General features: G+C 58.6%; 17 protein-coding genes and 1 tRNA gene. 10 read left to right on the forward strand and 8 right to left on the reverse strand.

The features are described 5' to 3' along the window. Window positions 1-46: 46 nt before the first annotated feature. Window positions 47-397: a VOC family protein gene (locus AC24GY_RS03555; protein ID WP_422320504.1), complete on the forward strand. Its 351-nt coding sequence runs from the start codon at window positions 47-49 to the stop codon at window positions 395-397. A 625-nt stretch (window positions 398-1,022) separates the two neighbouring features. On the opposite strand, the gene AC24GY_RS03560 is transcribed toward AC24GY_RS03555, so the two are convergent. Continuing rightward, window positions 1,023-2,300, reverse strand: a complete 1,278-nt coding sequence (locus AC24GY_RS03560; RefSeq protein WP_487680351.1) for a hypothetical protein — start codon at window positions 2,298-2,300, stop codon at window positions 1,023-1,025. An 82-nt stretch (window positions 2,301-2,382) separates the two neighbouring features. Between AC24GY_RS03560 and lipA the strand changes: the two genes are divergently transcribed. Next, a complete protein-coding gene (gene lipA, locus AC24GY_RS03565; protein ID WP_397381680.1) occupies window positions 2,383-3,285 on the forward strand; it encodes a lipoyl synthase in 903 nt (300 codons plus the stop codon). A 4-nt stretch (window positions 3,286-3,289) separates the two neighbouring features. Here lipA and AC24GY_RS03570 read toward each other — a convergent pair whose 3' ends face one another. After that, a complete protein-coding gene (locus tag AC24GY_RS03570) occupies window positions 3,290-3,712 on the reverse strand; it encodes a carboxymuconolactone decarboxylase family protein (protein WP_487680354.1) in 423 nt (140 codons plus the stop codon). A 7-nt stretch (window positions 3,713-3,719) separates the two neighbouring features. After that, window positions 3,720-4,001 carry an antibiotic biosynthesis monooxygenase gene (locus AC24GY_RS03575; RefSeq protein WP_487680356.1) on the reverse strand — a complete coding sequence of 94 codons (282 nt, stop codon included), beginning with the start codon at window positions 3,999-4,001 and terminating at the stop codon, window positions 3,720-3,722. Window positions 4,002-4,091: 90 nt separating this feature from the next. Here AC24GY_RS03575 and AC24GY_RS03580 point away from each other — a divergent pair, with 90 nt between their 5' ends. Together AC24GY_RS03580 and nagB are read left to right on the forward strand one after the other, a co-directional pair. Continuing rightward, a complete protein-coding gene (locus AC24GY_RS03580) occupies window positions 4,092-4,988 on the forward strand; it encodes a LysR substrate-binding domain-containing protein (protein ID WP_487680358.1) in 897 nt (298 codons plus the stop codon). Window positions 4,989-5,109: 121 nt separating this feature from the next. After that, window positions 5,110-6,996, forward strand: coding sequence for a glucosamine-6-phosphate deaminase (gene nagB, locus AC24GY_RS03585; protein WP_422323094.1), 1,887 nt, complete (start codon window positions 5,110-5,112; stop codon window positions 6,994-6,996). Window positions 6,997-7,005: 9 nt separating this feature from the next. Here nagB and AC24GY_RS03590 read toward each other — a convergent pair whose 3' ends face one another. After that, window positions 7,006-7,485 (reverse strand): Fur family transcriptional regulator, encoded by a 480-nt coding sequence (locus AC24GY_RS03590; protein WP_422323096.1) that lies wholly within the window; start codon window positions 7,483-7,485, stop codon window positions 7,006-7,008. 303 nt (window positions 7,486-7,788) lie between these two features. Between AC24GY_RS03590 and AC24GY_RS03595 the strand changes: the two genes are divergently transcribed. The 3 genes from AC24GY_RS03595 (at window position 7,789) to rimO (ending at window position 11,867) form a co-directional block, all read left to right on the forward strand. Further along, a complete protein-coding gene (locus tag AC24GY_RS03595) occupies window positions 7,789-8,376 on the forward strand; it encodes a hypothetical protein (protein WP_422323098.1) in 588 nt (195 codons plus the stop codon). 93 nt (window positions 8,377-8,469) lie between these two features. Continuing rightward, window positions 8,470-10,419, forward strand: a complete 1,950-nt coding sequence (locus AC24GY_RS03600) for a hybrid sensor histidine kinase/response regulator (RefSeq protein WP_487680361.1) — start codon at window positions 8,470-8,472, stop codon at window positions 10,417-10,419. 89 nt (window positions 10,420-10,508) lie between these two features. Continuing rightward, a complete protein-coding gene (gene rimO / locus AC24GY_RS03605) occupies window positions 10,509-11,867 on the forward strand; it encodes a 30S ribosomal protein S12 methylthiotransferase RimO (RefSeq protein WP_397381436.1) in 1,359 nt (452 codons plus the stop codon). Between the two features lie 11 nt (window positions 11,868-11,878). Here rimO and AC24GY_RS03610 read toward each other — a convergent pair whose 3' ends face one another. Beyond that, entirely contained in the window at window positions 11,879-13,390 is a 1,512-nt protein-coding gene (locus AC24GY_RS03610; RefSeq protein ID WP_487680363.1) for a tannase/feruloyl esterase family alpha/beta hydrolase, read from the reverse strand. 126 nt (window positions 13,391-13,516) lie between these two features. Next, window positions 13,517-16,189, reverse strand: a complete 2,673-nt coding sequence (locus AC24GY_RS03615; protein ID WP_487680365.1) for a protein kinase family protein — start codon at window positions 16,187-16,189, stop codon at window positions 13,517-13,519. A gap of 438 nt (window positions 16,190-16,627) precedes the next feature. On the opposite strand from AC24GY_RS03615, the gene AC24GY_RS03620 reads away from it, so the two are divergent. Further along, window positions 16,628-17,317, forward strand: a complete 690-nt coding sequence (locus AC24GY_RS03620; RefSeq protein ID WP_487680367.1) for a PIG-L deacetylase family protein — start codon at window positions 16,628-16,630, stop codon at window positions 17,315-17,317. 23 nt (window positions 17,318-17,340) lie between these two features. On the opposite strand, the gene AC24GY_RS03625 is transcribed toward AC24GY_RS03620, so the two are convergent. Beyond that, window positions 17,341-17,416: transfer RNA gene (locus AC24GY_RS03625), tRNA-Lys, on the reverse strand. Between the two features lie 138 nt (window positions 17,417-17,554). Between AC24GY_RS03625 and AC24GY_RS03630 the strand changes: the two genes are divergently transcribed. Beyond that, complete coding sequence (locus AC24GY_RS03630; protein ID WP_487680369.1) at window positions 17,555-18,370, forward strand: polysaccharide lyase; 816 nt, start codon at window positions 17,555-17,557, stop codon at window positions 18,368-18,370. An 86-nt stretch (window positions 18,371-18,456) separates the two neighbouring features. After that, entirely contained in the window at window positions 18,457-20,004 is a 1,548-nt protein-coding gene (locus AC24GY_RS03635; protein ID WP_487680371.1) for a hypothetical protein, read from the forward strand. 88 nt (window positions 20,005-20,092) lie between these two features. Here AC24GY_RS03635 and AC24GY_RS03640 read toward each other — a convergent pair whose 3' ends face one another. Beyond that, the gene (locus AC24GY_RS03640; RefSeq protein WP_487680373.1) at window positions 20,093-20,350 is read right to left on the reverse strand and encodes a hypothetical protein; all 258 of its coding nucleotides are present in this window, start codon (window positions 20,348-20,350) and stop codon (window positions 20,093-20,095) included. Between the last annotated feature and the right edge of the window lie 29 nt (window positions 20,351-20,379).

Here is a 20,379-nt window from a genome sequence, read left to right on the forward strand (position 1 = left end):
GAAGGATTTGCTGTCTTCAATGGGCGGACTGTGGCACGGAGGCCGCATGAAAGTAGAACGACTCAAATACGTCATCTGGGCCGCGGACATGAACCGCGCGGTGAATTTTTATGCCACCGTCTTTGGCGGCACGATCCTCAAGCAGAATGACATCATCAGCGAGGTGTCCATCTGTGATGGCATCATTGGCATTCATGGCGGCGGTGAGGGAAGCCGCACCTGGACCGGGCTCAGTTTTCAGGTGCCGGATGTGATCGAAGGCGCGCAGGAGATTGTCGCCGCAGGTGGTCAGCTCACGCGTGAACCGCAGCCTGAGAATGGCGAGCCGCCGCACCTGGCCATGTGCGTGGACACCGAGGGGAATGAGATCATGCTCACGCGGAAGCGCGCGCATTGATTCATGCGGTGGTCAGTGGCCTGCCGACAGGGGTTGGCTGATCATGTCCGAGCAATTCATCCAGAGGCGGAAAAGCGGTTGATAAACCGGTCAATTTGTGAACTTTCTTCAAAGTCATCTCTATGAGATCAATCAAATCCAGTATTACTGTCGGCTCTAGTATCACCGCTGGCTTTTGTATTGTCTTGGTCTGGACTTTTTTTTCTTCGGCTTTTCTGAAGCACGCTTCAGGAAAGAATGGGTACGGCGGTTTTCCCACCGCTGGCTGCAAGGATCTTTACAAGTACCTCGATCGTAGAGGTTTCATACCTGATCCTGTGCAGCATGGTACAGCAAAAGATAAGGTGCAATTTCATGGGAGCTATCATGAATCACGGCCATTCGATGTCACAATCTACACGAAGATAGCTGGCATTAAGGGGGTGCATGTCGAGATCGCGTACGACTTCCGAGGATCTGCGTGGAGTGTTAAAGACTCATCAACAAAGGCGCAAGAATTTGCACATACTTTGTGCGAATGGCTGACCGAGTACCAGAAGACGAGAAATTTGAATGCCGGATTATAGTTCTGCTGGGTTCGATCTAGGACGGATGTGTTGCGTAAGCGAGCCAATCGGAACATCTCTCATTCCTCCGATACAAAGAACTCCCGGCGAAGTTTGCTGAAGACAACTTCGGAGGTGCCGAATTTGGGGAGGAGACGGCGGCGGCCGGTGGTGTAGGTGACGTAGACTTCGTCGCGGTAGAGATGCATGAAGGGGGTGTTCACGGCGTTGTAATCGACGATGGAGAAGGCCTTGGTGTAGGTCTGGTAGTGGGAGTCGATTTGGACGACGTCGCACTTGTTGCGGGTGACGGTGTTAGCTCCCATGGAGACGCTGGGGGCGGTGAACAGGGCGACGAGGCCGATGGGCTTGCCGAAATCGCAGAGGGTGGGGCGGCCGATGCCGTAGGTCCATTTGGTGACGGGGGCGTCGAAGTGGTAGAGGTCGGTCTTGGCGGCTTTGCTCAGCATGTAGCCGGTTTCGATGACGTTGGAGCGCAGATGGAGATAGACGTGGGTTTTGTCCTGGGTGATGACGGGTTCGGCGAGGATTTTGACTTCGGTGGTCAGCAGGCGTGGATCGGGGGCGCCGAGGAGTTCCCAGGTCGCACCTTGGTCGGCGCTGCGCATGAGGATGTTGGTGAGGAGGCGTGTCTGGCCGTCCTGGGAGTTTTTGATCTGGATGGTGCTGTACAGGTGGCCGTCGAACTCGACGAAGTCGCAGGCGGTGCTGATGCCTTTGGAAAAGGATGCGCCGCTGCCAGGGCCGAAGAGGAAGTCGAGATGGCTCTGCAGGGCGGCCTGGGTGAGATCGAGCACCTTATCAGGCTGCTTGGCGATGGTGCAGCGCAGGGGATGGAGCTCGGAAAGTGTGGCGGTGGCGATGTGGTAGTCGCGGTAAAAGGCGCAGTAGGCAGGGACGGGATCGCCTTCCTGGCGGCCGGTGAAGAAGATGCGCAGGGTTTCCTCTCCCAGGGCATGGATCATGGGCGCTGAAACGAAGGTGCCGCCGAGGGTGATGCCGCCAGAGGAATCGCCTGCTTTGGCGATGTCGACCCATTTGGCTGTGGCGGTGGGATTGAGGATGTTGAAAACGGCCATGCGGGCGACCTGCCTGGCTTTGTTCTCCTCAGGGGTGGATTCATTGCACTGATACACCGCGTAGCCGATGCCCTGCACGATGCGCAAGCCGGACTGATGGGCGTAAAGCTCCTTCTGGTAATTACTGATAATCTGCGCCTGATCGACAAAGGAGCGGGAGGAGACGTGGCCGTCTGGTCGCAGGGTGGGCTCGGCGGCGAAACTGGTGCAGACCAGCGCTCCCAGGAGGGGCAAAGGGCGAAAAAAGGCGGGCAGCATGGTCTTGAAGTTATCGAGCGGCGTATGGATGTCCAAACGCGTTGCAATTGCCCCCCATTTGGGCCATTCATCCCCCCCGCCCATGACCCCCAAGATCGACCCCGCCCTGCATCGCGACAAAAAACCGGAATGGATCCGAGTGACGCTGCCGCGTGACCCGAAGTTTTGGAGCACGAAGGGGCTGATTACCGATTTGAAGCTGCACACGGTCTGCGAAGAGGCGCAATGCCCGAACCGCTGGGAGTGCTGGAGCCAGGGCTCGGCGACGTTCATGATCGCCGGGGACCGCTGCACGCGTGCCTGCGGATTCTGTGCGGTCAAAACGGCCAAACCTTTTGCGCTGGAAGCCGATGAGCCTCAGCGCGTGGCTGAGGCGACGAAGCGCATGGGCCTGAACCACATTGTCATCACCGCCGTGGCGCGCGATGACATGAAGGACGGCGGCGCAGAGCACTTTGCCCGGACCATCGAGGCCGTGCGTGAAGCGGTGCCGACGATCACGATTGAGATTCTTGTGCCTGATTTCAACGGCAAGGACGACGCGCTGGAAGTCGTGATGAAGGCGAAGCCGCACATCTTCAATCACAACCTCGAAACCGTGGAGCGTCTGACGCCGCTGGTGCGCAGCCGTGCGATGTATCACCGCAGCCTGCATGTGCTGAAGCGTGCGAAGGCAATGGCTGAAGAGCTTGGCACCAAGTGCGCGACGAAGAGCGGGCTCATGCTCGGCCTTGGCGAGACGGAGACAGAACTGTTTCAGGCGATGGACGACCTGCGCGAGCATGACGTCACCGTGCTGACCCTCGGCCAGTATCTGCGGCCATCACCGCAGCATCTGCCGGTGATCGAGTATGTCCATCCGGACACGTTTGAGAACTACAAGCAGATCGCTCTGAAAAAGGGTTTCCGCCATGTGGCGAGTGCGCCGCTGGTTCGCAGCTCGTATCACGCCTCGGATTTCAAGCCTGAGCTGGATCTGGAGTAGCGGATTATTTGCGGAAGCCGCCTGCCATGCGGTTCCAAAAGTTTGCGAGGGAGATCACGAAGCCCAGGGCCACGATTTCCTGCTCTGAGAACAGGGTGGTCAGTTGATCGTATTCCTGTGCATCGTCATGGACGGTGGCCTTGTGTGTCAGTGCCTCAGCCCAGGCCAGAGCGGCTTGCTCACGAGGGGTGAACAATGGGGAAGTCCGCCACTCAGGAAGATTTTCGATGCGTGCCTGATCTTCGCCCAAGTGTCTTGCTTCTGACTGATGGAGTTGAATGCAGTAGGCGCAGTGGTTGATCTGGGAGACGCGGAGTTCGACCAGTGCCCGCAGGTTGGGATTAATGGAGGTTTGGGCAAGGTCGCGGGTCAGATGTCGGAAGCGGGAGGTCAGTTCCGGTTCTATTTGGGAGTAATCAATTCTCATGGGCTGGTTAAAGGGTGCCGGTTTCCAACTGTTCCAGGTAGATGAAGTCGGGGGCTTTGACGCCTGCTTCGGCTCGGATTTGCACCAGCTGGGGGGATTCAAAGAACGTCCTGGCGTCGGCGATGGAAGTCCATGCGGAGAAGTGTACGATTTTGTTCGGATCGTCGTGGTAGCTGAGGACCTGAAAGGAGCGCTCGCCGGCTGCTTTGCGAATGCCTGCGGCGCGGTCAAAGATGCTTTTCCATGTCGTGTAGTCGGCGACTTCGTGAATGATGAGAACGTGCTGCACTGGGGTGGTGGGTTGAGGTGAGAGCACAGTTAAAGAGGCATTGATTCTTGTGGAAATGCTATCAATGCATCAGATTGATGCTCTAAACGCATGAGTCGACCTTCCCTACATGAGCTTGAGTGCTTCGTCGCTGTTGCCGAGGCTTTGAGCTTTTCCAAGGCTGCCGCGAAGCTCAACCTTTCCCAGCCCGCCTTGTCCCGGCAGATTCAGGGGCTGGAGTCCAAGCTGACCGCCCGCCTGCTGGAGCGCAACACGCGGTCTGTTTCATTGACGCATGCCGGCAGGTTGTACCTGGATGATGCGAAGCAGCTGCTGACCCAGCTTGACCGGGCAACCGAAGTCATCCGCCGCGTGGGGGCCGGAGAACCGCAACGACTGCGGCTGGCCTTTGTGGGGGCCTTGCTGGATGATGGTCTGGTGCGGCTGTTGCAAAAGTTTCGGACCGGGCGTCCCGATTGTCAGATTCACATGGTTGATATGGCCCCGGCAGAACAACTGACGGCTTTGGTGGGCGGAGAGATCGACGGGGCGTTCATCGGTGCGGCACCTGCCAAAGTTTCCCGGCAGATCGAGACCTTGGTCTGGAAGCGAGAGCCACTGCAGGTGGTGCTGCCGGAGCAGCATGCGCTGGCAAATGGTGCATCGCTGAAACTCGCCCAACTCAAGGCTGAAAGCTGGGTGATGGTTTCTGCCAAGGCCGCGCCGGGTTTTCGAGAGCACGTGAGTGTGCTTTGCAGGCAGGCGAAGTTTCAGCCGAAGGTGGTGCAGGAGTCAGATCGTGTGGCGGCTGTGCTTACAATGGTCGCCGCAGGGCAGGGGATCAGTGTCTTGCCGGAGTCTCTGTCACGCTGGCTCGGTGTCGGCGTGGTCTTTAAAAACATGCATGAATCGAAAGCGATGCTGACGCACGCCTTTGCATTCAGGCGTGGTGATCCTGGACATGAGTTGCAGGAGTTTGCCCGGATGCTGGCGGCTCAGGAAGGTTGATGCGGTTTTTGACATGCCATGCACAAGCATTAGGCGGAGACTAATGGAGCGGCGTTTAAAGTGAAAGCGTGTTGCGTGCGCGGCATTTCGCGTTCTCTTCGTACAACCCCAACCCACCACCATGTCCATTCGTCCTCCTGCCGAAGCCTACGAGAAAGTTCCGACTGTCATTTTCCCAGACTCCGCCAAGGCGGCCAAAACGCTGGCGCAGGAAGTGAAGCAGTTGATCGAAACCAAGAACAAGGCGGGCCAGCCTGCTGTGCTGGGCATGGCAACGGGATCAACACCTGTGCCGTTTTATCGCGAACTGATCCGTCTTCACAAAGAGGAAGGACTGAGCTTCAAAAACGTCATCACCTTCAACCTCGACGAGTATTATGGTCTCAGCGCGGATCATCCTGAGAGCTATTCGAAGTTCATGGCGGAGCAGTTGTTTGACCACATCGACATTCCGAAGGCGAACATCAATCTTCCCAGCGGCACGGTGCCGGGAGATCAGGTCTTCAACCACTGCCGCCAGTATGAGGAGAAGATCCAGGCCTCCGGGGGCATTGATCTGCAGATTCTCGGCATCGGTCGAACAGGCCACATCGGCTTCAATGAACCAGGTTCCAGCCGTGACTCGATGACACGCCGCATCACGCTGGACCGCGTGACGCGCCAGGATGCTGCCAGCGATTTCCGCGGGGAGCAGAACGTGCCGCACTTTGCGATCACCATGGGTGTGGGTACGATTTTGCGGGCGAAAAAGCTGGTGCTGATGGCCTGGGGAGAAAACAAGGCCGTCATGGTGGCCAAGGCCGTCGAAGGGCCGATGACGGAAGTGATTTCGGCCTCCTTCCTGCAGGATCACCCGGATGCGCGGTTCTTCATTGATCACGGTGCTTCGCGTGAACTGACGCGTATCAAGCTGCCATGGCTGGTGGGCCCGGCCTCCTGGACACCGCGTGAGACGCGCCGAGCGATGGTGTGGCAGGCCTTCAAGATCAACCGCCCGATTTTGAAGCTGGTGGACGAGCACTACAATGAGAACGGCCTCTCCGATCTGCTCTCCGAGCAGGGGCCGGCTTATCAGCTGAACATCCGCATCTTCAACCAGCTGCAGCACACCATCACCGGCTGGCCCGGCGGCAAGCCTGATGAGGACGACACGTACCGCCCTGAGCGTGCACGGCCGTATCCAAAGCGCTGCCTTGTTTTTAGTCCGGAGCCGCAGGATGCCATCACCGGCATGGGCGGCACGATAGATCGCATGGTGGAACAGGGGCATGATGTGCGCCTGATCTCGCTGACCTCCGGCAGCCTGCGCGTGCCGGACAGTGAGGCGGATAAATTTGCCGAGACCCTGCTGGAACTGGCCTCCAATGCGGCCAATCCCGCCACTTGGGCGGCGCAGGTGGCCTATGCGCGGGAAGCGCTGGGCCTGCTGGAAGCGAAAGGCGAGTTCGGCGAGGACCCGCCGCTGCTGCGGCAGCTCAAGGGCCTGATTCTGCGCGGGGAACTGCGCGATGCGGCGCATACGGTGGGGCTGGCCAATGACCGGGTCACCTTTTTGGACCTGCCCTTTTATGAGCACGGTCGTTACCGCCGCTTCAAGAGCACAGATGAAGACCACAAGGCGCTGGTGCGCCTGTTGCAGGAGCACAAACCGCATCAGATTTACGTCACGGGCGACGCAGCCGATCCATCGAGCGTGGCGGGCATCTGCTTCCGCCTGCTGATGGCCGCGTTGCAGTCGTGTGCGGGCGAGGAGTTCGCGGGTTCCTGCAGCGTGTGGCTGTATCGAGGCAAGGAGCGTCCGCTGGAGCCGCATGAGATCGACATGGCGATTCCGATGAGTCCTTTGCAGATCGAGCGCAAGGCCAACGCCTTGTCTCGCTACGGGGCCTTGTCCTCCCTGGAAAAAGAAGCGCCGGAAACCAATCGTGAAAACGCGCGGCTTTATGATGCACTGGGTCTGGCCGAGTACGAGGCCATTGAGACCTTCCAGCGCTGGCGCCGGGTTTAATCCGTCTTTTTAACCAGCTACCGCGAGCCTGGCATCGCGGTAGCTGCATTTTCCCAGCCGTCGAAGCTCGTCGCAGTGGGCTTCGATGCGCATGCTCTTCATGCTGGGCTGGAACCCAAGCCTGCGTGTGATGCAGTCATGCAGCAGGGCGGTGTGATCATCCTCAAACTCCACCACGCGATCGCAGTCGAGGCAGATCAGGTGGTTGTGCTGGGGCTTGTCGAGGAAATTGGGGTCGTAGTAGGTCTGGTCACGGCCCAGATCGACTTCGCGCAGGAGACCGCACTCAACCAGTAGGGTCAGGGTGCGGTAGACGGTGGCCCGGGAAACGGTGCTGTCGAGTTTGCGCGCCTTCTCCAGCAACTCCTCGGCTTTGAAGTGGTCATCGGTGGCAAAGGCAGCCTCCACAATGACATCCCGTTGCTTGGTACGGCGCAGTCCCTGGCTGGCCAGATGTTTTTCCAAGCGTTGAGTGATACGTTCGTCCATGTGGCAGAGAGGTTAGCCATGGCTGTGGATCGCGCAAGGCAGGGCTTTTTTGAAGAAGAGGGCGATGAAATGCCGGGTTTTAGGGAAATTGTGTGAAAAAATGCCGTGTAGGGCTGCGAGCTAAGCTGATGCTTAGTTTGTTATAATAGAGTGAACTAAGCGAAAAAAAGGTCGGAGGAGAGTTCCCATATAAAACAGGTCCATTTTGCAAGAAAAGCAGGCGTGGCGTTCAAATTAATTTAAAATAATTATGGATTTTATTGTTAATATTGATAAAATTACCCATACTGCCTGATTCCAAGCATGCCTTTACCATTTTCATTCTCAACCCAACGCCAAAGCTCTGAGGCCGAAAGTCCCGCAGAAGCCATAGCAATGGCTATTGCAGAGAAGGTGATGAACCATGCCCCCGGGCATGTCAGCACCGAGCCTCTGCAGGGAGTTCAGGGAAGCACCTTTACGGCTCCCGCATTGGAATCCCTGCCGCACGCAGTTCCTCAATTCCCACGTCCGGTTGCGGTGCATTCAGCCAATCCGCCCTTCAAACAAGAGCCGGAAGCCGTTCTGCCAGTGGAGATGCAGGTGACAGCCGCAATACCGCCGCCATCATCCCAGGAAGGAATGACTTCCGTCCATGACTTGCCGGCTCAAATCGAGCAGTTGCGCAACGACATCTTCGGCATCGCCATGAACGTGAGCGCCATGAATGATCGTATTGACCGCATGGAGCAGCGGCTTCCACAAGCAGGGCAGTCGGTGCAGGCCGGTATCGCCGCGTTGCGTGGTGAGATTGAAACCTGGCTGGAGAACCACCTCAATGCGGCCGTCGAGCACTGCATGAATCAAATCATCAACCGAGCCAATCCTTCGGCCAACCGTTCCGTCAACTGACCGCCGTATACCTGTTATTCGATCTTACACTTTATGAACTCCCTGAGACTCCGTATCCTGTTCCCCCTCTGGCTATTCGGCTTTTTGCCGGCCATGGGAGCCACCCGAATGATGGGGCAGCCACTTGAATGGTTCTTCGGCATGACAGGCGTCCTTCTCGGTGGCGGTGTCTTTCTGGCTGCCTATTTGATTTCAGGCTGGCTGCTCAAACCGACGACGGCGGTCATGAAGGGCACCACGGCGGTGCTGCGTGGAGTCCCCCCGGACGCTCAGTCCGCTGAATGGCTGCCGGCCGACTTCTGGAAGCTGCGCTGTGACATCAACATGATCTTTGCCAAGCAGCGCCAGGCACTCAATGCCGCCGAGCAGCATGCCTGCCAGACCGCGCAGCGCCTGCTCAATGCTGAACGCCTGTTGCGTGAGGCCTTCACGGCTCTTCAAGGCCTCTTTGCCGCCAGCGATGAAGGGGTGCTCGTGGTGGATGCCCAGGGCTCCATCATCGCCTCCAATGCCAAGCTGGATGATTTCCTCGGCAAGCCGGTCGAAGAAGTTGCCGGACGGGATTCCACGCGCGTTCTCAATGCGCTGATCGAGCGCTTTGAAGAAAAAGCCGTGATCACCGCCTGGATCGAAAAGACCACCACCCATCTCGAAGGCCAGTCTGAAACGCCGCCGCTCGTCTCCACTGACAACCGGGTTTTCTCCCTGCGCTCCAACCCGATGCGCACTGATGCCGGTGAAGTGATCGGACGCATCTGGATCGTGAAAGACCGCTCCGAAATGCGGGTGCTGGAGAACCAGCTGCGCGAGTCCCAGAAGATGGGAACCATTGGGCAGCTTGCCGGCGGCATCGCCCATGACTTCAACAACCTCCTCACGGCCATTCGCGGCAATCTCACGCTCGCCGAGCTCACCCCTGCTTCCAACCAAGCCGGAGTGCGTGACAAGCTGCAGAATGCCAACCACGCCACCACGCGTGCGGCGGAGCTCGTCAAATCCCTCCTCGGCTACTCACGCCGCAGCACCGGTGTCGCCGTACGCAAGGCCACCAATCTCAAGCGCCTCCTGGCGGACGTGCAGAACCTCCTCAAGCACAGTGTGGATCCGCGGGTCACCATTCAAATGCGCGGCGGCATGGATGCCTCCTACGCGACTGGAGACGCCACGCAGATCGAGCAGGTCATGCTCAATCTCTGCCTCAACGCCCGCGATGCACTGCCCGCAGACAAAGGCGTGATCGAAATCGCCGTCGAAAACGTCACCCATCGCATGCCGTCGAAATCAGCGGAAAGTGCTGAGGCTTCCGACTTCGTCATGCTGGTGGTGCGTGACAACGGCCACGGCATCTCTGAGGAGCACCGTCAGCGCATCTTTGAGCCCTTCTTTACGACCAAGGCTGGCAGCAAGGGCACAGGCCTCGGCCTTTCCACCGCGCAGGACATCGTGCGTGAGCACGGTGGCTGGATCGAATTCGACAGCGAAGTGGGCCGTGGCACCGAATTCCGCGTGTTTCTTCCACGACTGCTCAATCCTGAGCAGATTGAAGAGGAGATTCCGATCGACAACGGACCGGCCATCAACGCCCCGATTGGCGGTCAGACCACCATTCTGGTGGTGGATGATGAAGCTCCGGTGCGCTCCATCGCCATGAACATGCTCGGCTTCCTCGGCTACCGCGTTCTGGAGGCCTGTGACGGCCAGCAGGCGCTGGACATCCTTCTGCGCACGCAGGAGAAAGTGGACGCAGTGCTGCTCGATATCTACATGCCCAAGCTTTCGGGCCGCGACACCTTCAAGGAACTGCGCGCAGTCGGAAACGATGTGCCGGTGGTGGTTTGCAGCGGTTTTGTGATCGATCCTGACGAATTTACCATTCTCAGCCAGGGCCGGACACCGCCGGTGGACATCATGCTCAAGCCCTACTCACTGGACGGTTTGAGCAAGGCGCTTGCCAAGGCTGTGCAGAAAAAGCCAGGGGATTCCCCTGTCTTTGAGCTCACCACCAGCCGCGCACCGCAGCAGGCAGCGATGCTTGTTTCCTGAGCACAAGCGAAATCTGGGGGGAAGAACTGCCTGCCGGCGGTCATCTTTCCCCTTTTCGATTGCTGCAAAGGCGCTACCATCCGCGCCCCATGATCAAAGTCGGCCTCGTCTCCCTCGGTTGCGCGAAAAATCTTATCGACTCGGAAATCATGATCGGCCACCTCCAGCAGGCTGGCATGGTCATGACACCTGAGCCCGATCTCGCGGATGTACTCATCGTGAACACCTGTTCGTTCATCGACATGGCGAAGAAGGAGAGTGTCGGTGCGGTGCATGACGCCGTGGACCAGCGGGCGGGCTCGAAAAAGCGTGCGCGACAGAAGATCATCGTCGCCGGCTGCCTCTCGCAGCGCTTTTCAACGGAGCTCCCGGGCCTCATGCCAGAAGTGGATGCTTTCATTGGACTCGATCAGATCACGCAGGTGGCCCCCATCATTCAGAAGCTCATGGGCACCAAGGATCACGAGCAGGAAAACCTCGTCACCCGCCAGCCGCAGTACATCCCGGATTACGACACGCCGCGCTTCCGCCTCACGCCGCAGCACATGGCCTACATCAAGATTGCCGAAGGCTGCAATCATCCATGCTCCTTCTGCATCATCCCGCGCATCCGTGGCCGCCACCGCAGCCGGACTCAGGAAAGCATCATCAAAGAAGCGCAGCAGCTCATCGCGAGCGGGGTGAAGGAGATCAATCTGATCTCCCAGGACACCACCTACTTCGGCATGGACAAGTGGACGGAAGAGCGCCCCAAGCCGCGCAGCGGGGTCGATTCCACCAAGGGTGAATCTCTTTCCTCACTCATCCGCGAGCTCAACAAGATCGAAGGCGATTTCTGGATCCGCCTCCTCTACACGCATCCCGCGCATTGGAGTGACGACCTCATCCAAGCCATTGCCGAGAGCCCCAAAGTGGCGCGTTACATCGACATGCCGCTGCAGCACATCAGCGACCGCATGCTGGGCCTCATGAAGCGCGAGACCGATGGCGCCTACATCCGCGATCTCATCAAGCGCATCCGTGCCGGCATTCCCGGAATCGCCATCCGCACCACCTTCATCGTGGGTTTCCCCGGTGAGACCGAGGCTGATTTCAACGAACTGCTGCAGTTCATCCAGGACACGAAGTTTGAGCGTGCCGGCGTCTTCAACTACTCTCGTGAGGAAGACACCCGTGCGGCGAAGATGGAGGACCAGATCCACCACATGACCCGCAAGGCACGCTGGAACGAGGCCATGCGCGCCATCCAGCGTAGCATCGAAGGCTTCAACACCACGCAGGTCGGTCGCAAGATGCGTGTCCTCGTCGAGGAGCCTGGCGTCGCCCGCAGCGAGATGGACGCTCCTGACATCGACACCACTGTTTTCGTGAGCAAGAAGCTTCCCGTTGGCAGCTTCGCTGACATCACCGTCAAGGAATGGCGCGGCTACGATCTCGTGGCGGCCTAAGCAGCAAACGATCACTCAGCGGCCTTGGGCCGGAAACGTTCGGCGACGCGGTCCACACCACCGCGTGGTCCGTTCACCGGCTTGAAGGCACCGGATTCCCAGGTTGTTTTTTCCGGGTACGGGTAGAGAGGCATGTTGAGTTCGGTTTTGCCATCGATCACGCGCTGGGCGCTGAGGGTGTGAGGTGCTTCGCCATTTTCGCGCCAGTTCATGACCAGGCCGAGCATGTCGGGCAGTTTGTTGATGCCGGGGCCGGGGCCATGGCTCATGCCGGGAACGATGTAGAATTTGCAAAATGCCGCTGCTTTTTCGAGAGAGCCAAAGTGCTCGACGACGCGCTCGTAGTAATCGAGTGAGGCATGGTAGGGCACGCATGAATCGGCGGAACCAGAGATCATGATGAGTTTGCCTCCGCGCTTTTCGAAGGGGGTGAGGTCAGGGTTTTCAGCGTTGAGATAGGGGCCGAGTGCTGCGGTGTAGGTGTCGATGTCTTTGCCGAAGTCGAGGCTCTGCAGGTCTTTGTCCTTCCCGAAGACCCACTGAAAAAGATAGAGGTGACCGTGGGCGATCTTGAAGGAACTGCCGAAGGGAATGCCATCGAAAATGCGTTCGCCGGTAATCGCGTGCGTTGGGCCGTCGAAGAGTTTTTTGAGGGCATCGGCGTGCTTGTCGGTCAGCGTGGGATCTTTTTTCCGCGCCAGAGCGATCACTGCGACAATGTCTTTTTCGGTGCAGCGTGGGTCGGAGACCAGCTTGCCAGCAGTCTGTGGGAGTTCACGCGCGGCCATGTATTCGTTGCCGGCGGCGATGATGTTTTCCTCCTGCGACGCGGTGAACGGGCATTGATGGAAGATCTGCTCGTTCCACAAGAAGTAGGCATGCAGCGGAGTGCGGCAGTGGGCGGGGACATTGGCCACGATGCCGTCGTAGTCTTCGGGATAGCGCTGGGCTTCCTGAAGCGCCTGCTGGCCTCCGGTGGAGCCGCCGTTGAAATAGGAATATTCGGGGGAACGACCGTAATAGGCCTTGATGACCTGCTTGGCCGAAGTGGTCATGAGGTGGGTGGCGCGATAGCCGAAGTCTTTCCAGACATCCGGTTTGCCAATGCCGGAATCCGAGTTCGGGGCGGTGCCCATGTCCGTGGTGGCCACGGCATAGCCACGAGCCATGTAGCCCAGCAGGCTTCCGGAACTGATGCGGCCGGCGGCGCCGCCGTTGCCAAGGCCGATGAAGCGGTTGTTCCATTTTTCCGCCGCAGGCAGGCAGATTTCCACATTGATGTTGGAGTCCTTGCCCGGAGTGAGGATGAGCTTCACCACCGAGTGTGGCGGCAGATTTTTGTCTGCGGTGGCGTTGATTTCCTCGACGAGGACGATTTTACCAGCGTCGATTGGAAGCTGCCTGAGTGTGGCAAGCCGGTCTGTGTTCTCCGGAGGCGCGGCCAGTGCTGCAGTGGCCGCGAATGCTCCGAGAAAAAAGTGTCTGCAAAGATGCCGGGAAACTCTTGAGGTGGGATGGTTCATAGCTCAGTCACTGAATGATCTGTCCGTGTGGAGCTGAAAGTGCTCCGCTCATGAGCGTGCCGAATCACTGCGTTCCTTGCAACCGCTGAATGAGCTTTCCCGCGAACGAAGCGCGACTCCGAGGAGTCAGCGTCTTCTGGAGGTTCGTTTCCGCGCTTTGGCCTGCGCGCGGAGGGTCTCGTTGATTTCTTCCGGGGTCAGGACGATCGCGTGGCGGATGGTGACTTCCTCCAATTTAGCGACTTCAGCCGGCGGGGCGGACGGTGCTGCTGCTGGCGGATTGAGAGGAGCCTTCGGAGGTTCGGTAGCTGCTACGACCAGCGCAGGGGTTGATGACATTGCCGGGGCGGGAAGCGGAGCTGGATTGGTGGCAATCTCTTTTGGAGGGAGCGCGGGCTGAGAAGGTTTATTATTTTCCGGGGTCGTGAGAATGGCCCGGCGGATGACCGGTTCAGCATCGGGTGCCGGGATGCTGCTGACCGCATTCGCCGATGCCACAAGCTGAGGCTGCTGCTGGGAGGGCATGACCCTTTTTTCCGCAGGTTGCTTCTCCTCGCGTGTGATATTTCCGAGGAGGGGAAGTGCTGATGCTTCTGGCTCGAGCGCCACCGACATCGAATGATCCGCTACCACGGCAGGTGGCGGGGATGGTGAGAGGGTGGGAGGCTCGACCAACGCCACGGGCGTTTTATTCACGACGGGCTGGGGCGGCGCCTCAAGGGGCGGAATGGTCGCTGGTTTTGTAGGGATCTCTGCGACCTTCTCCTGCAAACGGACAGCGACTTGTGGGAGCGAATTCGGCGCCGCAGTGAGCACTCCTGAACTGGCATCTGGCAATTCACCAAAGATCATCCAGGTCAGTGCCCCCAGAAGCATGACCGTGGCAGCCAGGGCCAGCCATGGGAATTTAAACTGGGGATGAGAGGGACGATGGAAATCGAGTGACTTGAGATCACCACTGACAGGAGCAAGGAGGAAGGTTTTCCTCCCATGATCCACGGAGGCATCGACCGGGGCTTGGTCTTCCTCAAAATCGGAGACGAAACCTGCGCTGGTGACTTCCTGTGAAGCAAGCGGGTCCTCGATGGAGTTCATCTCGGCACTGGCTGCGGTCAGGAGGTGGGAGAGCTTTTCCGTGAATTCGGACGGGTAGGGGACGGTGCTGCCGCTCAATGCCCACTGCAGGCACTCATGCAGATAGCCTGCCGCCATTTCAGGCATGCTGGAGGGGAATTCGGCAATCTCGCGCAACTGACCTTCTCCCGTGAGAAGATAGGCCGCCAGACCGATGAAGGTGCGATGACGCTCATCACGGGCAGCGATGCCGCTTGTTTCTTCATCTGGGTTGTATTCCCATGGGCTCAGATCGATCAGCCGTGGCTTGCACAGGCTGCGCATCGTCTTGTGCAGGCGGAGCTTCACCACAAATTTTGGCCAGGCATCCAGCCGCTTTTGATGCAGGCGCTCCAGATCACGAGGGAGGACGGGGCCGTCGTAGCCGACACAGAGTTGAATATTGGCCGGATCCACATCCACGCGCTGAACACCTGTTTCCGCCGCCTGTTCCAAACCTGCATGGATCTGCCGCAGCAGAGTGATGACTTCTCCGGGATTGAGAGAGCCGCGTTTCGCCATGAGGGCGCTCAGGGACATGCCCGGCTCACGCGCTTCAGAAAGAAACGCCCAGTCAGGCCCCTTCCAGAGACCTATCATGTGCAGGAGGTTGGTCTGCCGGGCTGGATCCTGCCGCCAGACCTGCGGAGGAAGCGCCATGAAGTCAGACTGATGAGCGATGCGCTCGGGCGGCAGCAGATGCAGGGTGACCGGCTGTTCGGCGGACACGTTGACTGCCGAAATCGTGAAGGGATGGCAGCCAGAAAGCTCGGGGTTTTGGATCCGGAAACTCGCGCCAAACAGGGTTTTCAGCGGAATTTCTCCCAGCAGCAATGTCTGCAGGTGGGAGACGGGCAGCGTGGAAGGATCTGCCACCAGCAGCAGCTTGGGATTGCGCGCCTGCACCAGCGTTACGTAGGAGCACATTGCCTCGCGAATTTCGTCACGCAGAGACTTTCTCGAAATCGAATGAGCTGAGGGGCTTGTCAGGACCGATTTGATGACGAAGCGCAGGCTCGCTGGCAGTTCTGCGATGATGCTGAAGTCGTCGGGATTGCCGCCTGGATAGGTCTGCCCGGTCATGAGCAGAAAGAGCAAACGGCAGGCCTCGTCAACGAATCGCGAGCTGTGCTGGCCAAAGGCCTCGGACCTTGGCTGTGACAGGCCGTAATCATACAGCCGGAGCTGTAAAAACTCCTCTTCCTGGGTGGTGACCAACACCTGGTCCATGCGTACCGTTGAGAGCAACTGTCCTTGGTCCTCGGCTCTTCCCAGGTCTTGGAGAAGCTGATGCACCAAGGCCAGCGATGTCACGGTGGGCAGGGCCCCGCGTCGCTGGACATACTCCTGGACGAACTCTCCCTCATTCAGGTCGGTGACGAAATAGGGCAGGCCATCATCAACGCCGACTTCGAGAATCGTCATGAAGGACTGGCCGCGCATGACTGCCGCGCTTTGCAGCAGTTCCAGAGTGCGAAGCTGCAGGCCTTCATCGACCACTTCGGGCGTCACCTCCACTGGGGCCAAGGTGGTATTCGGCTCGTAAAACCTGTGGAGGAACTTGGATGGGCCCCGCGATTTTTTCGCTTTCCGGCGTGCACTGGACTTGGATTTGTGTCCTTCCAGCCGTGGGGCCGCCCACTGGCGGCGCGACTGCCAGCTCACGGGCTTGACCCAGCGTCTCATGGTGGGCTGCTGACTTGGGGCTGGAGCCGGAGCGGCTTTTCCGGTGAAAATATGGAGTTCCACCAAACGGCTGTTTCGCTGATCAAAGGCCAGCATGACCACCTCATCTTGTGCCCGCGGCAACTTGATTGGAGAGCCATTGCGATGACTTGCCAAGGCGAGGGATCCAAAGAGTTGTGGCCCTTCAATCATAACTCAAGCGTGCTGGTATGGAGAATTTAGAGAAATGTGTTCCGTTGGAGACATTGTTCTTGAGTATGATCTTTGCGACTCAATTGTGCAATGGAAATTATATATGATGGATATATATTTGAAAAACGAAGCTAGGTATGACTAATATCGTTTCCGAGTTAACCTGCGAAGGTTGCCCGAAACGGGTCATGCAATCAAAGCTGCTGAGTTGCTTGCTCTCAGGGGCAATCATGCGCATCCTGATCCATGACACGCAGCATTCTTGCCATCGGCGCACATTATGACGACTGTCCCTTTGGCATCCCTGGCACGCTTCTGCGGGCCGTGCAGAAACATCAGCGAGTGGTCATTCTCAGCCTGATCGGTGACTACACCAACTGGCCGCCGGTCAAAGGTCGGGAGCAGGGCCTGCTGGAGCTTTCAAAACAACTTGCCGCTGAGCGGGGCATCGAGATGCGTTTTTTGCCCTACAAGAGCCTGGGCTTCGAGCCGACGCTGGAGACCAAGCGAGCCGTGGCCGAAGTGGTGGCCGAGGTGAAACCCGACACCGCCTTCATGCTCTGGCCGCGCGACCGCCATCCTGACCACGAGGCTGCCAGCGCGATCTGCCATGCGGCCTTGTATCAACCGGCGCGCCTGCTCGGGCGCGATGAGGTGAAGGCACCCTCACGCGTGTATTGGTACGACAACGGCCCCGGGCATACGATCGGCTTTGAGCCGGACACCTATGTCGATGTTTCCACTGAATGGCCAGCTGCGAGCGAGTGGCTGGGACGGTTGATGGCCTACGTGCGCAAGGAAGAGTATGACCCTGCCAAAACGGATGCCGCGATGGAGACGAAGAGCGTGCTTTCCCGGTATCGTGGGCTGGCCTGCGGGGCGAAGTATGCCGAGGCTTTCAAGAGCGTGCGCCCGGTGGTGAATGCCGAGTTTTGAAACTCGTGCCACTCTTCCATGAGTGGTACCCCCGGTAGGATTCGAACCTACGACAAATTGATTAAGAGTCAACTGCTCTACCAACTGAGCTACGGAGGCATGTTTGAAACCAAACAGCGTTGGAAGGGAGGGAGTTTTAATCGTGTCTGGGCTTGGTGCAAGTGAGTTTTATTCTTGAAGGTCAACTTTCGGGTGTTGGAGCACCGACCAGAGGGGTGTAGACGCTGGAAACCCGGTATGATTTTGGATGTTTTCCATGCGCTGCCGTGGTATCCGGCCTGCATGCGTGTGCTTGTTTTCTTCCTTTTTGCGTCGCTGCATGCCGTTCTGGCGGCAGATCTTCCCCTGGCAATCACCTTGGCTGGCCAGCCGGGACCTTACACGATCAAGCGATGGAAGAACGACTGGCCGGGCTGTGAATTTGAGGGTGGCATCGCACAAGGGCGTGTCGACATTGTCGAACGCGATGCGGCGCCATGGCTGCGTGTGAACTTTGCCGTCGGGAAGATTGGTCCTGAGGAAGGTGGTGCGGGCTGGCGGATGCCGTTTGGAAAGCATGAGACGGCGGAGCTGAGCTACACGGTGCGCTTCAGCAAGGATTTCGATTTCGTCAAAGGTGGCAAGCTGCCGGGACTGTGCGGTGGTCCGGACAACGTGAGCGGTGGCCGCCGGGCGACAGGGACGAACGGCTTCTCAGCGCGTCTGATGTGGCGCAAAGACGGCCGAGGCGAGGCCTATGTGTACCACAAGAATCAAAAGGGTGACTATGGCGACAGCTTTGCCTTTCCCGCTGACTTCCGCTTTCCAACGGAAACGCCGGTCAAGGTGAGGGTCGCCGTGACGATGAACGCCGTGGGCAAACGTGATGGCACTTTGCGCGTGTGGATCGACGAAAAGCCGATGGTGGAACGAACCGACATGGAGTGGCGTACGGTGGGCAGCTTTGGCGTGGATGGTCTCTACTTTGAAACCTTTCACGGCGGTGGTGATGCCTCGTGGGCGCCGACACGGGCCTGCTGGGCGGAGTTCGCGGAGATGAAAGCCGGCAGATAGCGATCTTTCAAACGCCTCCAAATTGGGCATTGACCGCGTTCCTGCAAATCAGGACACTCAACGCAATCCCAACCAAGGAGGTCATCATGAATGAACTGCAATCCCGCCGTGCGTTCCTTGCCGATGTGGGCAAGGGAACCTTGCTAGCCACCCTCGGTCCCGCGTTCGCAGCTGAGTTCGGCATCAGCTCCGCCGGTGCGGAGGAATCGTCTGCCGCATTGAACTTCGGTGAAATGGAGGCGCTGGTCTGCTTCATGCAGGAGACGTCCGTGTCGAAACTGCAGCCTGCCCTTGCCGCAAAGCTCAAGGCGGGCGCGTCCTTGAAACAGCTTGTGGCCGCAGGTGTGCTGGCAAATGCACGAACTTTCGGCGGGGAGGACTACATTGGTTTTCACACGCTGATGGCGCTGCATCCAGCGCTGAAGATGGCCGCGTCAATGCCGGACAAGCAGGCAGCGCTGCCGGTGTTCAAGGTTTTGTACCGCAACACCAACCGCATGCAGGAACACGGCGGGCGTGGCGAAGAGGTGCTGCATCCTGTTTCAGCTGGAGGCGACAAACCAACGGCGGCGGATCTACACAACGTGGTGAGGAGCAAGGACACCGCCGCTGCGGAAAAAATCTTTGCCACGATGATGAAGCAAAACGCGGATGACGGTTTCAACGCCTTGCTAGAATGCGTGCAGGACAACCCCGAGGTGCACCGCACGGTGCTGCCGTACCGCGCCTGGGATCTGCTGGATGTCGTGGGCCGCGAGCATGCCACCACGATGCTGCGCATGTCTTTGCGCTACTGTCTGAACTCGGAGAATGCCCGCCGCCCCGAATGGGATGAACATAGCAAAGCGCTGTCGAAACTGATGGATGAGTACAAGCTCATGGGAAGGCAGCCCGGTACGAGGTCCATGGAGGACGCCATGGTAGAGAGACTTAGCATGACGATTTTCAGCGGCACACCAGAAGACGCCTCAGGTGCGGTCGCTGCGGCTTTGGCGGAGGGATTTGATCCGCATGAAATCGGTGAGGCGATCTCGCTGGCGGCGAACCAACTGGTGCTGCGGGATCATGGCCGCCCGCCTGAGTGGGAAGCTCCGGGCAAACCGCCTGGCAGCGTGCATGGCGACTCTGTGGGCGTGCATGCGAGCGACTCGGTGCATGCGTGGCGCAATCTCTCGCAAGTCAGCAAGGGGCGGAATGTCTTTGCCTGCCTGATTCTCGGTGCATGGCAGGTGGCGCGTGATCGTGGTGCGGCCACTGGTCAGCATTTTCTCGAATGGGAGCCAATGCCACCGAAGAGATACATCAGCCAGAACACGGATCAGGCGAAGCTGCTCGCTGAGCTGGATGAAAACATTCGACTGAATCTCCAAGCGCATGCCTCGGGTGTGGTGCATCGCTGTGGAATGCAGGGAATGGACTCGGAGGCTGTGTTCAAGACTTTGCTGCGCTACGCCGTCAGTGAAGATGGTGCGCTGCATGCGGAGAAGTATTTCCAGACAACCTGGGATGAGTTTCACCGTACCCGCCCCGCCTTCCGATGGCGCCAGCTGACGGCACTTGCACGTGTGACGGCGAGTGAGTTTGGCCGTCCGGCACCCGGGCAGGTGGAAGCACGCGAACTGCTGGGGGTGTAAACAGGGGATTTCAGCCTAGCATATAAAAAATTACGTGGCGGATGAACGAGTCATCCGCCACGTGCCAATGGGGGGCTGGCCAGAGAAATCAGAAGATGCCGAGACGTGTGTTGCTGTTCACATTGAGTGGCAGCCCACGAGTTCCCACACGAGCGTTCACGCCCGCAGGCCGGGGGGCAGGCCTGGAATGATAATAGGTCGGGTGATTGTGGCTGTGGCCGTAGTAGCTGTTCCCCGGGTAATACGGACGGGGTGCGGGCGCACGGTGATAATGTCCTGGGCGGGAATATCCTGGACGGGTGGCCACGTAGCCACCTGCATCCACGCAGCTGGACAAGGTCGCCATGAATAAACCAAGAGTGAGTAACTGGATGA

It is taken from the genome of Prosthecobacter sp. Pr1, assembly GCF_057652315.1.

Excerpts from the sequence above, each read along its gene's own strand:
- rimO (WP_397381436.1), top strand. The coding sequence starts at position 10,509 with ATGATCAAAGTCGGCCTCGTCTCCCTCGGTTGCGCGAAAAATCTTATC.
- AC24GY_RS03555 (WP_422320504.1), top strand. The coding sequence starts at position 47 with ATGAAAGTAGAACGACTCAAATACGTCATCTGGGCCGCGGACATGAAC.
- AC24GY_RS03610 (WP_487680363.1), bottom strand. The coding sequence starts at position 13,390 with ATGAACCATCCCACCTCAAGAGTTTCCCGGCATCTTTGCAGACACTTT.
- AC24GY_RS03560 (WP_487680351.1), bottom strand. The coding sequence starts at position 2,300 with ATGCTGCCCGCCTTTTTTCGCCCTTTGCCCCTCCTGGGAGCGCTGGTC.
- nagB (WP_422323094.1), top strand. The coding sequence starts at position 5,110 with ATGTCCATTCGTCCTCCTGCCGAAGCCTACGAGAAAGTTCCGACTGTC.
- AC24GY_RS03615 (WP_487680365.1), bottom strand. The coding sequence starts at position 16,189 with ATGAGACGCTGGGTCAAGCCCGTGAGCTGGCAGTCGCGCCGCCAGTGG.
- AC24GY_RS03635 (WP_487680371.1), top strand. The coding sequence starts at position 18,457 with ATGAATGAACTGCAATCCCGCCGTGCGTTCCTTGCCGATGTGGGCAAG.
- AC24GY_RS03580 (WP_487680358.1), top strand. The coding sequence starts at position 4,092 with ATGAGTCGACCTTCCCTACATGAGCTTGAGTGCTTCGTCGCTGTTGCC.
- lipA (WP_397381680.1), top strand. The coding sequence starts at position 2,383 with ATGACCCCCAAGATCGACCCCGCCCTGCATCGCGACAAAAAACCGGAA.
- AC24GY_RS03590 (WP_422323096.1), bottom strand. The coding sequence starts at position 7,485 with ATGGACGAACGTATCACTCAACGCTTGGAAAAACATCTGGCCAGCCAG.
- AC24GY_RS03595 (WP_422323098.1), top strand. The coding sequence starts at position 7,789 with ATGCCTTTACCATTTTCATTCTCAACCCAACGCCAAAGCTCTGAGGCC.
- AC24GY_RS03630 (WP_487680369.1), top strand. The coding sequence starts at position 17,555 with ATGATTTTGGATGTTTTCCATGCGCTGCCGTGGTATCCGGCCTGCATG.
- AC24GY_RS03570 (WP_487680354.1), bottom strand. The coding sequence starts at position 3,712 with ATGAGAATTGATTACTCCCAAATAGAACCGGAACTGACCTCCCGCTTC.
- AC24GY_RS03620 (WP_487680367.1), top strand. The coding sequence starts at position 16,628 with ATGACACGCAGCATTCTTGCCATCGGCGCACATTATGACGACTGTCCC.
- AC24GY_RS03640 (WP_487680373.1), bottom strand. The coding sequence starts at position 20,350 with ATGGCGACCTTGTCCAGCTGCGTGGATGCAGGTGGCTACGTGGCCACC.
- AC24GY_RS03600 (WP_487680361.1), top strand. The coding sequence starts at position 8,470 with ATGGGAGCCACCCGAATGATGGGGCAGCCACTTGAATGGTTCTTCGGC.